The 13,898-nt window shown below is 38.2% G+C and carries 14 protein-coding genes; 9 read left to right on the top strand and 5 right to left on the bottom strand.

Features of this window, described 5'->3' with window-relative positions:
• Positions 1-96: 96 nt before the first annotated feature.
• A complete protein-coding gene (locus BN8061_RS00755) occupies positions 97-1,221 on the bottom strand; it encodes a calcium:cation antiporter (RefSeq protein ID WP_068595355.1) in 1,125 nt (374 codons plus the stop codon).
• A gap of 121 nt (positions 1,222-1,342) precedes the next feature.
• On the opposite strand from BN8061_RS00755, the gene BN8061_RS00750 reads away from it, so the two are divergent.
• The 3 genes from BN8061_RS00750 to BN8061_RS00740 all read left to right on the top strand — a co-directional run bounded on the left by BN8061_RS00750 (position 1,343) and on the right by BN8061_RS00740 (position 3,451).
• A complete protein-coding gene (locus tag BN8061_RS00750; RefSeq protein ID WP_068595353.1) occupies positions 1,343-1,654 on the top strand; it encodes a DUF3817 domain-containing protein in 312 nt (103 codons plus the stop codon).
• A gap of 97 nt (positions 1,655-1,751) precedes the next feature.
• Entirely contained in the window at positions 1,752-2,450 is a 699-nt protein-coding gene (locus BN8061_RS00745; protein ID WP_154662229.1) for a hypothetical protein, read from the top strand.
• Between the two features lie 86 nt (positions 2,451-2,536).
• Positions 2,537-3,451, top strand: a complete 915-nt coding sequence (locus tag BN8061_RS00740; protein ID WP_068595349.1) for a helix-turn-helix transcriptional regulator — start codon at positions 2,537-2,539, stop codon at positions 3,449-3,451.
• On the opposite strand, the gene BN8061_RS00735 is transcribed toward BN8061_RS00740, so the two are convergent.
• Entirely contained in the window at positions 3,448-5,535 is a 2,088-nt protein-coding gene (locus BN8061_RS00735) for a type IA DNA topoisomerase (RefSeq protein ID WP_068595346.1), read from the bottom strand. The genes BN8061_RS00740 and BN8061_RS00735 overlap by 4 nt on opposite strands.
• Before the next feature lie 332 nt (positions 5,536-5,867).
• On the opposite strand from BN8061_RS00735, the gene BN8061_RS00730 reads away from it, so the two are divergent.
• The 4 genes from BN8061_RS00730 to BN8061_RS00715 all read left to right on the top strand — a co-directional run bounded on the left by BN8061_RS00730 (position 5,868) and on the right by BN8061_RS00715 (position 8,925).
• Positions 5,868-6,686, top strand: a complete 819-nt coding sequence (locus tag BN8061_RS00730; protein WP_068595344.1) for a MotA/TolQ/ExbB proton channel family protein — start codon at positions 5,868-5,870, stop codon at positions 6,684-6,686.
• A gap of 96 nt (positions 6,687-6,782) precedes the next feature.
• The gene (locus tag BN8061_RS00725; protein ID WP_068595342.1) at positions 6,783-7,382 is read left to right on the top strand and encodes an ExbD/TolR family protein; all 600 of its coding nucleotides are present in this window, start codon (positions 6,783-6,785) and stop codon (positions 7,380-7,382) included.
• A 16-nt stretch (positions 7,383-7,398) separates the two neighbouring features.
• On the top strand, positions 7,399-7,938 hold the full coding sequence (locus BN8061_RS00720) for an ExbD/TolR family protein (protein WP_068595340.1): 540 nt from the start codon (positions 7,399-7,401) through the stop codon (positions 7,936-7,938).
• Positions 7,939-7,968: 30 nt separating this feature from the next.
• Complete coding sequence (locus BN8061_RS00715; RefSeq protein WP_068595338.1) at positions 7,969-8,925, top strand: hypothetical protein; 957 nt, start codon at positions 7,969-7,971, stop codon at positions 8,923-8,925.
• A gap of 134 nt (positions 8,926-9,059) precedes the next feature.
• Here BN8061_RS00715 and BN8061_RS00710 read toward each other — a convergent pair whose 3' ends face one another.
• The 3 genes from BN8061_RS00710 to argB form a co-directional block, all read right to left on the bottom strand.
• Positions 9,060-10,589 carry an IS1182 family transposase gene (locus BN8061_RS00710; protein WP_068595336.1) on the bottom strand — a complete coding sequence of 510 codons (1,530 nt, stop codon included), beginning with the start codon at positions 10,587-10,589 and terminating at the stop codon, positions 9,060-9,062.
• A gap of 120 nt (positions 10,590-10,709) precedes the next feature.
• A complete protein-coding gene (locus tag BN8061_RS00705; RefSeq protein WP_068595334.1) occupies positions 10,710-11,783 on the bottom strand; it encodes a M20 family metallo-hydrolase in 1,074 nt (357 codons plus the stop codon).
• Entirely contained in the window at positions 11,777-12,544 is a 768-nt protein-coding gene (gene argB, locus BN8061_RS00700) for an acetylglutamate kinase (RefSeq protein WP_068595332.1), read from the bottom strand. Before argB ends, BN8061_RS00705 begins: the two co-directional genes overlap by 7 nt.
• Before the next feature lie 237 nt (positions 12,545-12,781).
• Between argB and BN8061_RS00695 the strand changes: the two genes are divergently transcribed.
• The gene (locus BN8061_RS00695; protein ID WP_068595330.1) at positions 12,782-13,366 is read left to right on the top strand and encodes a GNAT family N-acetyltransferase; all 585 of its coding nucleotides are present in this window, start codon (positions 12,782-12,784) and stop codon (positions 13,364-13,366) included.
• A 70-nt stretch (positions 13,367-13,436) separates the two neighbouring features.
• Entirely contained in the window at positions 13,437-13,889 is a 453-nt protein-coding gene (locus tag BN8061_RS00690; RefSeq protein ID WP_068595329.1) for an arginine repressor, read from the top strand.
• Positions 13,890-13,898 lie beyond the last annotated feature (9 nt).

The raw sequence follows: 13,898 nt of genomic DNA, 5'->3' as shown, positions 1-13,898 counted from the left end.
TTATCCGACTAAGCCTTTTCGTCCAATAAAAAAGCCTCAAAGAGTGTTAACTTTTTGAGGCAAAATATTTTAGAAATGTATTCGCTTCTTTAGACTTTATGGAACGATGGTGGTGAAGAGGTAGGTAGCAAATAGCGTAAGAAGAACAATGCCCTGTTGCACGTTGGTTCGGCCAGTATTGAGCGAAAGGTATAAAGCCGAAAGCGATAGCACAAGCAAAATAATCGATTTGCTATCGATGCCCAAGGTTACCGTCGTCCCTGTAAAATAACACACAATGGCCACCGCCGGAATGGTGAGACCGATCGAAGCCAGAGCAGAACCCAAAGCCAAATTCAGGCTGGTTTGCAATCGGTCGCGTCTGGCAGCTTTCAGGGCGGCAAGTCCTTCTGGCAACAAAATCACTGTCGCAATGATGATCCCGACCAACGATTTGGGTGCACCAATTTCTATGATAAAACTTTCTACGGTAGGCGAGAGTTTTTTAGAAATTAGAACCACCGCAATCAAAGCCAAAATCAATAAGATAAGGCTTACCGTTGTCGTTAGATTATTTGGCGGATCGGCGTGTAATTCAGACATGTTATCATCTTCATGATTCGGAAGAAAATAATTGCGGTGGCGAATAGTTTGCACCGAAATGAATCCGCCATACAAAATAAGCGAGATGATGGCAACAAACAAAAGTTGGCTTTCAGAATAAACTCCACCTGCTTCTGAAGTTGTGAAATTGGGCAAGACCAAGGTCAGCACCGATATGGCAACCAAGGTAATGAGAGCGGTCGAAACACCTTGTTTGATGAAATTCTGTTCGCGATAACGCACGCCGCCTATCAACAAACAGATGCCGACGATTCCTGTAATGATGATCATAATGGCTGCGAATACGGTGTCTCTAGCCAATACCGATGGTTGATCTCCTGTTTCGGATACCATGATGGATACAATGAGTGAAACTTCGATCACTGTGATTGCCAAGGCAAGAATTATAGTCCCGAAAGGTTCTCCAACACGGTGGGCAACAACCTCGGCATGATGCACTGCAGCAAGTACAGAAGCGATTAAGAAGCCTCCCGATATCAGCTCGAAAGAGATGGGGTGAATACTTTTGAATATGTTTCCAATACTTGGAATCAGCATGAGGCATGCAAAAATAGGAAACACAATTGTCCAAATCGATAAATCTAAATTGATTTTTTTGGCTAATAAACTGTTTGACATGGATGGTATTTAATTATTTTAGCACAAAATACAATAAAAAATTTTTTTTATAATTCATCCTAATCAAAATCATAGAAATTTTATTCATTAAAACCTATTTTTACACCTTATATATAGAAGTATGAAAATATTAGAAGATCATGCACGATTGAAGAAGTGGTTCAAAATCGCCTGTGTTTGGGAAGCGATTAGTTGTGCTTTGTTATTTCTTGTGGCGATGCCCATCAAATATCAATTTGGTAATGTATGGTTGATGCCTTTTGCTGGTACTTTTCATGGTTTTTGGTTTTCTGCTTACGTGATTCTCGCTTTTTTGGTGAGGAAACTTTACAAGTGGGATGACGAAACCTTTATTTTCAACCTTCTTTTTGCTTTCATACCGCTCGCCACACTCTTAATTCATAAGGATTTGGATAAAACAGATGCGGAGTAAAACCGGATTTTAGAAAATGCTAACATTTTTTTGCGTTTTTTAATATTTTATGGCTTAGAATATGTCTTACTCATGTTGAATATAAAACTTAATGATTATGAAAAATGTATTTAAAGGATTATTGGCGATGATGTTTGCCTTTACCATTTTCTCGTTTACAAGTATAGACGACCCTAAAGTAGTGATTGTTGATGTGGTAAATAATCTAGAAAACCAAAACGAACAAGATGTTGTAAACAAGTTTTTGAAACAAGTAGAACAGCTAAACAAAGAAGCAGTAAAAGTTGTTTTTTGGAAAGACCTTACCCAAGATAAGACCAAAAAAGCTTCTGATATTCTGAAAAATGTAGCACCAGATTATCTATTGACCATCAGCTTCAAAGAGTCTGATGCACCAAAAGAAAATGTAACAGCAGTAGTATCGAATTCAAACATGATGAAAGATCAATCGCTGATTTTGGCCGATAAAGTTGCCAAAGCTATTGAATCTGACAATATCGAGAATAAAGGCGTGTTCACAACCGATTCGAAATATCCGCAAGATAACGAAGTGCCTGCAGTGTTTTTGAGTGTTGAGGTGAAAAATCAACCAAGCGTAGACGACGAATTGGCTGCGAAATTGGTCGAAGTAATCGAGTCGATAGACGTGAGCCCAATGGTAGAGGAGACTGAAGAGACCGAGGCGACCGAAGAAGCGGTAACAGTTGACGAATCGAATGCACAAGCCAGAGCAGAAGGCTTGAAAAAAATAATTGATGCTAAAACTATTGCATTCAAAAAAGAATTTGCTCAATAATTGATTTCCTCGATTAGAATATTTTAAATAATTTTACAGAAATGGATTAGTCATTCGATTAATCCATTTTCTTTTAGCTCAAACTTATGGCAAAACAAGATTACATAGCGAGGTATTTTAATATCATTACAAAATTGTCCAGAACACCTTATTGTTCGTACGAAGAATTGTACAAATCCTTAGAAAATGAATTCGAAATTTATCAATTGCGAGACGAAAAAGCGATTTTTAATTTTTCTAAACGAACCTTTCAACGCGATATTCGAGAGATCAGAAATATTTTAGGGATAGATATTCTCTACAGTCGCAAACACAAAGGCTATTATATTGTACAAAATGAGTTTGGGAGTGAGCTTTTCCTGAAAACGGTAGAACAAATCAATTCTTTCCATGCCCTGAAATTGATGCATTCGTTCGAAGATATTATGCATTTAGAAAAAACACCGCCCGCCAATGTGAGTTTTCTACCCATACTGATTCAGGCCATTCAAAAAAACAGAAAAATAAGTTTTGATTATCGAAAATTCGGGGAAGACGAAATCAGTAATCGCGTTGCATCGCCGTTGGCGCTCAAAGAATATAAAAATCGATGGTATGTGATTGCTCAAGAAAATTTGCAACAAAAGATTTTTGGGCTAGATCGCATGCTGAAGGTAGAAATTCTTGCTGCGAAACGAGATCAAGGAATCGAGTTTGACTACGAAGATAAATTTCAACATTGTTTCGGAATTCAGGTTCCGAATGGCGACGAGCCTACGAAAGTAGTTTTGGAGTTCAACAACAAGCAAGCAGCCTACGTTAGAACCTTGCCTTGGCACAACTCTCAACAGCTTGTGTTTGAGGATAAAAACGTTACACGATTCGAGTTTACTTTGTTTATAACTGATGATTTTGTAAGCGAATTGTTGTCTTGGAACGATCGAGTAAAAGTGATAAAACCAAAGTCGTTGATCAATCAAATCAAAAAGAAATTGCAAGCCAATCTGGATTTGTATTCTTAATTTGGAGAATATTCGATTTCGAAAAGAACATTCAAAATCAAGTATCCGTCTTTCTTCTCATCATCCAAATGTAAACCTCTTATTTTAGGCGTTTTATGTTTGGTGAGCAAAGCGTGAATTTGGCGCTCGGTGAGTTTTTTATCGAATATCACAAACGGAATTTTGAAGCCGCAATTGGCAAATTGTTGGCATCCGTAAGCCGTCTTTCCTTTTACCAAAATAGCATGTTTGCATTTTGGGCATTTGCTTCCTTCGATTTTGGGCGCTTCTGTTTTGGTCTGCGTTTTTTTCGGACTCGAGCTTGATTCTATTTTTATGGGTTGATAAACGCTGTATTTTACTTTGTTGGTAAGTTCTACAACCATGGCGATGAGTTCTTTTTTGAACAAAGCCAAATCGTATTCGCCTTTTTCTATCTGTCTCAACTTCAATTCCCATTGTCCGGTAAGTTCGGGACTTTTCAGTAAATCGTCTTGGATAAGTTCGATCAATTGAATGCCAGTAGCGGTGGCGATAATATTTTTTTTACGTTTTTCGATGTATTTTCTTCGGTACAAGGTTTCGATGATATTCGCTCTTGTCGATGGTCTACCAATACCATTGTCTTTGAGCAGTTCTCTCATCTCGTCGTTTTCTACTTGCTTGCCAGCTGTTTCCATTGCACGCAACAAGGTTGCTTCGGTATACGGTTTGGGTGGAGTGGTTTTGCCTTGATGTATAAAAGGTTGGTGTGGTCCTTTTTCGCCGACTTCAAAATTCGGCATTATTTTTTCTTCGTCTTTGTCAGATTTATCTTTATCCTTCAGATAAAGTACTCGCCAGCCGAGATCCAGAATTTGTTTTCCTGTAGCCTTGAAGCCGATTTGGTCTACAATCGCTTCTACCAAGGTGTTCGACACCAAACAATCGTTCATGAAAACAGCCAAAAAACGCTTTGCGATAAGGTCATATATTTTCTTTTCATCCAAGTTCAAGCCTGTGGGGTAATTGCCAGTTGGGATGATGGCGTGGTGATCGGTTACCTTTGCATTGTCGAAAACGTATTTGGTTTTAGGGATTGGTTTTGCCAAAATCTCTTCGGTGAATTGTTGATAGGGTGTCAGTTTTTCGAGGATTCCAGGTATTTTTGGATACAAATCTTCAGACAAATACGTGGTGTCTACCCGAGGGTAAGTTACCAACTTTTTCTCGTAAAGGTTCTGAACAATTTTCAGGGTGTTTTCTGCCGAATAAGCCATTTTTTTATTCGCCTCGACTTGTAGAGAAGTCAAATCGAACAAGCGAGGTGCTTTTTCTTTTCCTTCTTTTATTTCTACTTTCGTAATTTCGAATTCTTTTTGCAATAAGTATTCTAATCCTTTTTCGACTTTTTCTTTAGACTTCAACCGATCGATTGTGGCTGTAAACTCTGTATTGCGGTAGACTGTTTTCAGTTCCCAATATTCTTCTATCACAAAGGCGTCGATTTCTTTTTGGCGTTCTACAATCATCGCCAAGGTAGGTGTTTGAACTCTGCCAATAGACAATACGCTCTTTGGAGGAGCATATTTCTTGGTAAAAACACGGGTAGCATTGATGCCCAACAGCCAATCGCCAATTGCACGCGCGCTACCAGCCGCATACAGATTGTTGTATTGGTTGCCATCTTTTAGCTGAGCAAAGCCTTCTTTTATAGCTTCTTCGGTGAGCGAGGAGATCCAAAGTCTTTTGATTGGTGCTGTGTTTTTTGCTTTTTGCAACACCCAACGCTGTATGAGTTCGCCCTCTTGTCCTGCGTCGCCACAATTGATGACCTCGTCGCAATGCTCAACCAAGCGTTCGATGATTTTGAATTGTTTTTCAACCCCTTTATTGTCGATGAGTTTAATTCCGAACGATGGCGGTATAATCGGAAGATAATTCAGGTCCCAATTTTTCCATTCTTTTGAGTAATCATGTGGCTCTTTCAGGGTGCAAAGATGCCCGAAAGTCCAGGTGACTTGATACCCATTTCCTTCAAAATAGCCGTCTTTCCTTTGGTCGGCTCCAATTACTTGGGCGATATCTTTTGCTACACTTGGTTTCTCGGCGATGCAAACTTTCATGATGATTTAGCATTGAAAAGGCAAATTTCTTAAAATATTTAGGGAAATGAAATCTATTTTATTTCAAAAAAAATGCGTTGCGATTACATATTTATTTATATTTGTTCTATGTAAAGTAAACAGATGAGGTCATTATTTTGACTAATGATTTGTACACGAATAGATTATTGAGGATAAGAATAGTTTTGGAATCTTCACGAATTTGCAAGATTTAGTAATATTTACCTTAAATTAACATGATGTGTATCGAAAAAATTTAGTTGATTTAAAAAAAAATCACTTATTTTACACCCACATTAATTAAAACATAAATTATTTAAAAGAATTAGTAAATGGAAAAGAATGTAAAAGTACCCGCTAAGGCTACTCAAAAGAAGGCAGGTATCAATCCAGTAATCACAATTATTATTTTGTATGCTGTTGCAGCATGTATCTTCTACCTTTGGTTTGGTAATCCAGGAAACTTTGAAGGTGGAGATGTAGAGTATGGTCACCCACTTAACTTTTTAGGAATTATCCGTAAGGGTGGACATATCATCCCATTCCTTATGACGTTTTTCTTTATGGTAATTGTTTTCTCGATTGACCGTGCAATTGTTTTAGGTAGAGCAAAAGGAAGCGGAAGCGTTGATAAATTTGTAAACGACATCCGTGCTTTATTGAACAGAAATGAGATCGATCAAGCGATTGCGCTTTGCGACAAGCAAAAAGGTTCTGTAGGAAATGTTGTAAAAGAAGGTTTGACAACTTACAAAGCGTTGCAACACGATACTACCTTGAACAAAGAACAAAAACTAGCTCAACTCAATAAAACATTAGAAGAAGCAACAACATTAGAAATGCCAACATTAGAAAAAAACATGACGGTATTGTCTACAGTTGCCTCTATTGGTACCCTTATCGCCTTGATGGGAACAGTAATCGGGATGATTAAAGCATTCTTCGCATTAGGTGAAGGAGGTGGATCACCAGACGCTGCTCAATTATCAGTTGGTATTGCTGAGGCGTTGATCAACACAGGTATGGGGATTGGAGCTTCTGCTTTTGCAATTATCGCTTATGCTTACTTCACTTCTAAAATTGATGATTTAACTTTCAAAATCGACGAAGTAGGAATGAGCATTCAGCAATCTTTCTCTGCACACAATTAATCTACTATATCATCCGACGGCGCAACTTGAGAAGTGAGCTCGGGATAAAAAAAAATATATTTACAAAACAAAGATTAATTAAACAAACAGAGAAAAATGGCAAGAGTTAGACCGAAAAGACAGAGTCCGAATATGGACTTAACAGCTATGAGTGACATGGCTTGGCTTTTGTTAACTTTCTTTATCTTAACATCCAACTTTCGCGAGCCAGAAATTGTAGAGGTGGTAACCCCAAGTTCAGTTTCTACCCTGAAAATGGCCGACGACAATATGATGCGAATTTCGATTACCAAAGAAGGGAAGTTTCTATTTTCGTTAGAAGAAAAAGATAGAATACCAACCTTAGAAAAAATGGGTGAGAAATATGGAGTAAGATTTACAGATGGTGAAAAGAAAGCCTTCAGAGAAACCGCAGAGTTTGGGACATCTATGCAAGGTATGCGTCAGTTCTTGAATTTGACAGCAGCAGATCGCGAAAAATACTTGCAAAGTAGCCAAGCCGGTATACCTTTAGACACCATTGGTCCAAACAGAGAAATCGTAGATTGGGTCTTTGCAGCTAAAGATGTGAATGAATATGTAAACTTGGCAATCAAAGGAGATCAGAAGGTATCGTACCCTCAGTTTCGTTTGTTGATGCAAGAGTTGCAGAACAAGAATATGAACAAATTTCAGTTGATAACATCGGCTGAATAATTAAAAGAAATTTAAAATGGCACAAATACAAGAATCGTCAGGAAATGACGGCGGCAAAGTACGCTCGAAAAAGCAATCCACCAAGGTGGATATGGCGCCGTTGGTAGATTTAGGTTTCTTATTGATTACGTTCTTCATGTTCGCAACTACGTTCAGCAAACCGAATATCATGAACCTCAACATGCCACCAAAATTGGATGATAAAACATTACAACAAAATACGCCTGACCTAAAACTCAGAAATATTTTGGTCATTATCATTGGTGGCGATGATAAGCTCTATTGGCATCAGAGCGAGGTGAAGGACTTGACACCAGAAACCTTGAACGAAACAGATTATTCTGCAGACGGTATCCGAAAAGTGATTACCACAGCGGCAGCCAGAGCAGAAGATCCACAATTGTTTACAGTAGTGATAAAACCTACAGATGATGCAAACTACAAAAATGTAGTGGATGTGTTAGATGAGATGGAAATTACCAAATCAACCAAATATGGTATGAAAGATGCAGATGCTAAAGAGGTTGAAGTTTACAAGCAAAAAGCTGGTAAATAGGTAAGATGTAAAATTTTAAAAATTAAGAAAATGTCTAACAATTCAAATAATTACAAAGCACTTGATGAAATTGTTTTTGAAAACAGAAACAAAGCCTACGGTGCTTATGATTTGCGTAAGAACGAAGACAATGCACTTTTGAAGGCATTGCTTCGCGGAAGTTTATTGATTTTGTTACTTGCCGGTGTGGTATGGTTATTCAACTCAGAAGTACTTTCTAGTTCGCAGCAAGACACAGTGGTAGACGTAACCTTGGAAGACGTAACGTTGCCAGAAGTGCCAGATGAACCAGAAGTCGTAGAGCCAGAGCCAGAACCAGAGCCAGAACCAATTCAGAATCATTACCAAGAAGAAACGGCACAGGTGAAATTGATCATTCCAGAACCGAAAAAAGAACCAAAAGTACAAGAAACCGTACCAGAGGTGAAAGATATCGTAGGAAAAGACATTTCGTTCGAAAACCGTGAAGGTAAAGAAACCAAAAAGCAAGATGGTGGTGGACCTGTAAATTTGGATCCTAATGCTGGTAAGAATACGCAACAAGTTCCTAAAAACGAATCAAAATCAGACACTGGAACCGCTGCTCCGTCAACTGTTACAGCTCGTACAGCGGCAGTAATGGCGATCTACCCAGGTTGTGAGCGAGAAGCAGCCAAAGGTAAACAAGCAGCACAAGACTGTTTGAACAAGCGATTGACTGGTGATCTACAAGATGAATTACAAGACTTTGTTGATATCGCTGAGCGTCAAGGTATCAATGTAGCACAAGCTAAATTGAGTTTCCAAATCGATACGCAAGGTAGAATCGTAAAGATCGAGCCGATTGGCGGAAGTGATCAGCACCTAGGACCTGAAGCTAAAAAAGCTTTACAGCGAATTACCGATCGTCAACAAAGAAGAGGTAAAACCATCGTACCTGCTAAGACAGAAGATGGTAGAGCTGCAATCTTGAACTTCAGTATTCCTGTTAAATTCCAATTGCAATAATTCAAGTAGAATAACTACATAAGAAAGAAGCCGTCTCGTTTATAAAATCGGGACGGTTTTTTTATGATTAAAAAATTGAGGTCAAAAACTAACTCAATTTAATAATTTAGAAAAAAATGAGTGATTATTCTTGTTTACGCACTCATCTTTTTCAGATTATGAGCTAAAGCATGCAATCCGAACTCTAATTCCACTTTTTCAATTCCTTTTAGGGTAAATCTTTTGAAGTTTCGGTTGTGTTTGAGTTGGGCAAATGTAGGTTCGACATCAGCAGTTCTTTGTTTTCTTCTTATTTCTCCGATATCGGATGTGAGAAGTTCTCTTGCTTTTTGTTTGTGGTATTCTAATTTATGGTTCCTTTCTACTGTCCTGTTGTTTTTCCCCTTGAAGCACTGGCTTCTGAGCGGACATCCATTGCAGTTTTTAGCGCTATAACAACTATAGGTTTGCTTATATCCTGACTTTGTTTGGACTTTTCGCTCACCGCGCTTTTCCATACGTTGTCCCATCGGGCATACATAAAAATCTTGCGCTTCATTATAATAGAGTGAGTCTCGTTCAAAGGGTTTGGGATTTTTTCTTTTCTTTGATTTGCCTTGTTCTTGGTCAAAGGTGTTGAACTTTACAAAGGCTTTGATTGCTTTGTCCTCCAAAAGTTCGTAATTTTCTTCACTTCCGTATCCTGCATCTGCGGTGAGTTCTTCGGGAAGCTCATTGTAGAGTTTTTTATGGTTTTCTAAATGAGGTTTTAAAGTATGAATGTCGTTGGTGTCTTGATGTAAGGTATAGTTGACGATGATTTGGTTTTCGGTGCTGATTTGTGCATTGTAGCCGGGTTTTAATTGTCCGTTCTGCATGTGGTCGTCCTTCATGCGCATAAAGGTCGCATCGGGATCGGTTTTGCTGTAGGAGTTGCGTTCTTGTAGTAACTTTTCTTGTTCTTGGTATTTCTTTAAGTTTGGCGCAAAATTCTTTTGGATGTAACGGGATTTGGCTTTTTTCTTTGGATCGTCAGACTTTTCTTTTAGGATTCGGTTGATTTTATCTGCGGCTTGTTGGACTTTTTCAGGATCAAGTTTTTTGAACTCCGGTGGCTCGGGATCTTGGTCTTCTTCATCAGCAACGCACTGCGCGTATTGCCACATATCCTCTAATTGTTTGATCATTTTCTCCCGATTGGTCTTGATGGAATTTCCCCAGACAAAGGTGTATCTTCCAGCTACCGATTCTATTTTGGTACCGTCTGTATAAACTCGTTTGAGACTCACTAATTTTTCTTCTACCAAAAGCAATACCACTTGTTTGAAGATGTCTTTGAATACGGCTTTTAACTTATTGCTTCGAAATCGGGCTATCGTATTATGGTCGATGCTTTCTCTACCAGAAAGCCACATAAAGTTTATGTTCTCATTGAGGGCTTTTTCGATCTTTCTACTGGAATAAATATTGTCCATATAAGCGTAAACCATCACTTTGAGCATCATTTTAGGATGATAACTAGGATGACCTTCCCGACTGTAAGTTTCTAAAAGAGGTTTTAAGTCTATCTTCTCAACTACGTTGTTTACGATTCTTACTGGATGATTAGTCGGAATTAATTCTTCTATCGAAGGTGGAAATAACCAGTTTTGGGATTGGTTATATTCTTTAATTCTATAGTTCATTTCGCTGAAAATTAAGTAGTTAAATATAGTGAATTCTATATTAATCACCTAATAATCAATCCATTATTTATATAAAAAAACCGCCTCAGTTGTGAGACGGCTTCTTTTTTTGTATATGAATTAAAATTTAAAATCTTCCAAAAGTTCGATGTAGCGCTCAATACCGTGATGAATCTCCGAAATGTAGATGTATTCATCTGGCGTATGGGAACGTGCAGAATCTCCAGGGCCAATTTTGACCGTCGTGAAATTCATCATTGATTGATCGGATAGGGTAGGAGAACCATAAGTCGTGCAACCCAATTCTATTCCTTTTTCTACAATCGGATGATTTTCTGCTATTCGCGACGAGTTGAGCCTCAACGATCGAGGTAACAGTTCTATCTCGGGCGATGAAAATTGCTTTTGCAAGCAATCGTTCACCTCTTCATTCGAATAAAATTCATTTACCCGAACATCCATGACCATTTTGCATTCATCGGGAACGACATTGTGTTGTTTTCCAGCTTCGATTTGGGTAATGGTCATTTTTACAGGCCCCATAAATTCTGAAACTTTATCGAATTCAAACGCTCGCAATTTGGAAATAAAATCATTCGCGATATAGATCGCATTGATGCCTTCTTCTCTTGCAGCATGTCCCGTTTTACCTTTCGTAATGATGTCGTAGACAATCAGTCCGCGCTCTGCAATCGCCATGTCCATCTGGGTAGGTTCGCCCACTATTCCCAAATCGATCGGTGGTAAATGTGGCAACAAACTTGCTACATTGAGCTTGCCAGAATTCTCTTCTTCTGCCGTGATGGCAACAATAAGGTTGTACGCCAAAGGTTTGTCTAGTAAATACAAGAAGGTGGCAAGGAGACTCACAGCAGACGCTCCCGCATCGTTACTGCCCAAGCCAATCAATTTATCGCCTTCTAAGGTTGCCCCAAAAGGATCATAAGTCCAAGTGGATCCAGGTTTTACAGTATCGTGATGCGAATTGAGTAATATTGTTTTTTTGTTTGCATCCATTTTACTGTGAAAACTGTAGACGTTGTTGTTTTGTCGGTGAACTTCTGCACCATTTTCGACAAGAAAATTAAAAAGCAAATCAGCAGTTTTTTCTTCCGAACCCGAAAACGATTCGAGTTGAATCATTTCTTTGAGCAATGCTACTGCTTTATGTTTTACATCGTTCTGACTTAACATATGACGGTTTTAATATCTGAATTTATATTTTGGGCATGCACCAAATTTACTTGTTTTACACCTTGTTCTATAACAGAAAAAGCATTGTCTAACTTCGGAATCATCCCCTCGAAGATTTTTTGTTCTGCCTTTAGTTGTGCGTATAAATTTCGGTCGATTTTAGGAATTAAACTATTTTCGTCGTGAATATCCGCCAAAACTCCAATCTTATCGAAACAGAAATTGAGCTCGACTTCGTAATGCTTACTCATCGCAATGGCAATTTGAGAGGCAATCGTATCGGCATTGGTGTTGAACAATTGTCCATTTTTGTCGTGTGTTATGGCACAAAAAACAGGCATTAACCCCAGTTCTAAAAACGATTTTATCAGGCTGTGGTTTACGCCATTTTCTACAACGTCGCCTACAAAGCCCCAATCGATTTGTTGACTTGCCCTTCTCTTTGCTTGGATCATGTTGGCATCTGCCCCGGATAATCCCATTGCATTTGCGCCAACTTTTTGTAAATAAGCCACAATTTGTTTGTTGAGATTTCCGGCATACAAACCGGTCACCACGTCTAGCGTTGCTTGGTCTGTGATGCGTCTTCCCTCAATCATTTTGGGTGCTATGCTCAATTGTTGCAAAAGTCGATTCGCTCCTCTTCCGCCGCCATGGATCAATATTTTTTGGTTGTTATCGCTTGCCAATCGATCGAGAAATTGATGCAGTTCTTCCGTATGGTCGATTATACCGCCTCCTATTTTATATATTTTCAACATTTTATAAAATTTAAAGTTTTTTTGAATAAATATAATGTTTTACAAAAATAAAGTATTTAACTTTGCACTTCAGTATAACAACTGAATTCTTAATCAAATAATGGAAAATTTATTTCCACTTGCATTCAACAGCAAGTCAAATAGTGAAAAATTTAAAAAGGTTTATTACTTCGAAACTCTTTTTTTTTCATCATTTTTATTTCATTTTTTTCTAATTTCCAAAAAAAACTTTATATCATGCTGGTAAGGGTGGCAAATAAAGATGATGTGAAGTATGCCGATGAATTGGTGCTTTGGTACGAAGAATCTGCACGGCAACGAAAGACTGGTATTGCCAAACGAAATCCGGTTTATTTGCAACGTAAAATGGTAAATGGAAATTCGATTATAGCATTCGATGATGAAGGCAAACTTGCCGGATTCAGTTATATTGAGACCTACGATGAAGAGAAATTTGTTGTAAATTCGGGGCTAATCGTTCGTGAAGATTTGCGTTCGTCTGGTATTGGTAAAGAAATAAAACATGCGATTTTTGCCTTGTCTAGAACCAAATTTCCGAGATCGAAAGTTTTCAGCATTACGACCTCTTTGGCTGTGATGCGCATGAATACACAGTTGGGGTACAAACCGGTAACTTTTTCTGAGTTGACACAATCTGATGAGTTTTGGAATGGTTGTAAAGGCTGTAAAAATTACCATATATTGATGGATAACGATCGGGAACGTTGCATTTGTACGGGCTTGGTTTATGATAATTTGGATGATGATTTTGCTAAAGCAAACAAGAAGGAATCGAATGGAAATAATGGTGTTGATGAATAAATATTCGTTGACAGGTTTTTTTTTAATTTAACTTTATAAAAATTCATTTTACTCAGAATAAATATACAAGATGAGTGATAAAAAATACAGGTTCGAAATCATCAAAACGCTTATAACTGAGCAAGAGATCGGTAGTCAAGACGAATTGCTAAACAGCTTATCGGCACACGGCATTCAGGTGACGCAAGCGACCTTATCTCGAGATCTGCGAGAGCTGAAAGTTTCGAAATTACCCAATTCCAAAGGAGAGTATATTTATCAGCTTACCGAAAATGAAAATGAACCACGCCAACTTTTGCATCCAGCAAAACAAGTCAGCCTGATGTTTTCTAATAATCTAGGCGTACTCAAAACTCGAGTGGGCTATGCACTTGGTGTGGCTGCAGAAATAGATGATGCCAATTTTAGCAGCATTATTGGAACGATTGCAGGCCATGATACCATATTAGTGATAATGAATGAAAATTCTACTCGAGAACAATTGATACAAGATTTAAAAAAAATAATAAACTTAAAAAACTAAAAATATTCT

The sequence above is a fragment of the Vaginella massiliensis genome (assembly GCF_900089075.1).
Classification (GTDB): Bacteria; Bacteroidota; Bacteroidia; order Flavobacteriales; family Weeksellaceae; genus Weeksella; species Weeksella massiliensis_A.
Note: the sequence above shows the minus strand (reverse complement) of the source record. Positions and strands in the feature narration are given on the sequence as shown.

Coding starts and splice junctions, on each gene's coding strand:
- BN8061_RS00755 (WP_068595355.1), bottom strand. CDS start 1,221: ATGTCAAACAGTTTATTAGCCAAAAAAATCAATTTAGATTTATCGATT.
- BN8061_RS00750 (WP_068595353.1), top strand. CDS start 1,343: ATGAAAATATTAGAAGATCATGCACGATTGAAGAAGTGGTTCAAAATC.
- BN8061_RS00745 (WP_154662229.1), top strand. CDS start 1,752: ATGAAAAATGTATTTAAAGGATTATTGGCGATGATGTTTGCCTTTACC.
- BN8061_RS00740 (WP_068595349.1), top strand. CDS start 2,537: ATGGCAAAACAAGATTACATAGCGAGGTATTTTAATATCATTACAAAA.
- BN8061_RS00735 (WP_068595346.1), bottom strand. CDS start 5,535: ATGAAAGTTTGCATCGCCGAGAAACCAAGTGTAGCAAAAGATATCGCC.
- BN8061_RS00730 (WP_068595344.1), top strand. CDS start 5,868: ATGGAAAAGAATGTAAAAGTACCCGCTAAGGCTACTCAAAAGAAGGCA.
- BN8061_RS00725 (WP_068595342.1), top strand. CDS start 6,783: ATGGCAAGAGTTAGACCGAAAAGACAGAGTCCGAATATGGACTTAACA.
- BN8061_RS00720 (WP_068595340.1), top strand. CDS start 7,399: ATGGCACAAATACAAGAATCGTCAGGAAATGACGGCGGCAAAGTACGC.
- BN8061_RS00715 (WP_068595338.1), top strand. CDS start 7,969: ATGTCTAACAATTCAAATAATTACAAAGCACTTGATGAAATTGTTTTT.
- BN8061_RS00710 (WP_068595336.1), bottom strand. CDS start 10,589: ATGAACTATAGAATTAAAGAATATAACCAATCCCAAAACTGGTTATTT.
- BN8061_RS00705 (WP_068595334.1), bottom strand. CDS start 11,783: ATGTTAAGTCAGAACGATGTAAAACATAAAGCAGTAGCATTGCTCAAA.
- argB (WP_068595332.1), bottom strand. CDS start 12,544: ATGTTGAAAATATATAAAATAGGAGGCGGTATAATCGACCATACGGAA.
- BN8061_RS00695 (WP_068595330.1), top strand. CDS start 12,782: ATGCTGGTAAGGGTGGCAAATAAAGATGATGTGAAGTATGCCGATGAA.
- BN8061_RS00690 (WP_068595329.1), top strand. CDS start 13,437: ATGAGTGATAAAAAATACAGGTTCGAAATCATCAAAACGCTTATAACT.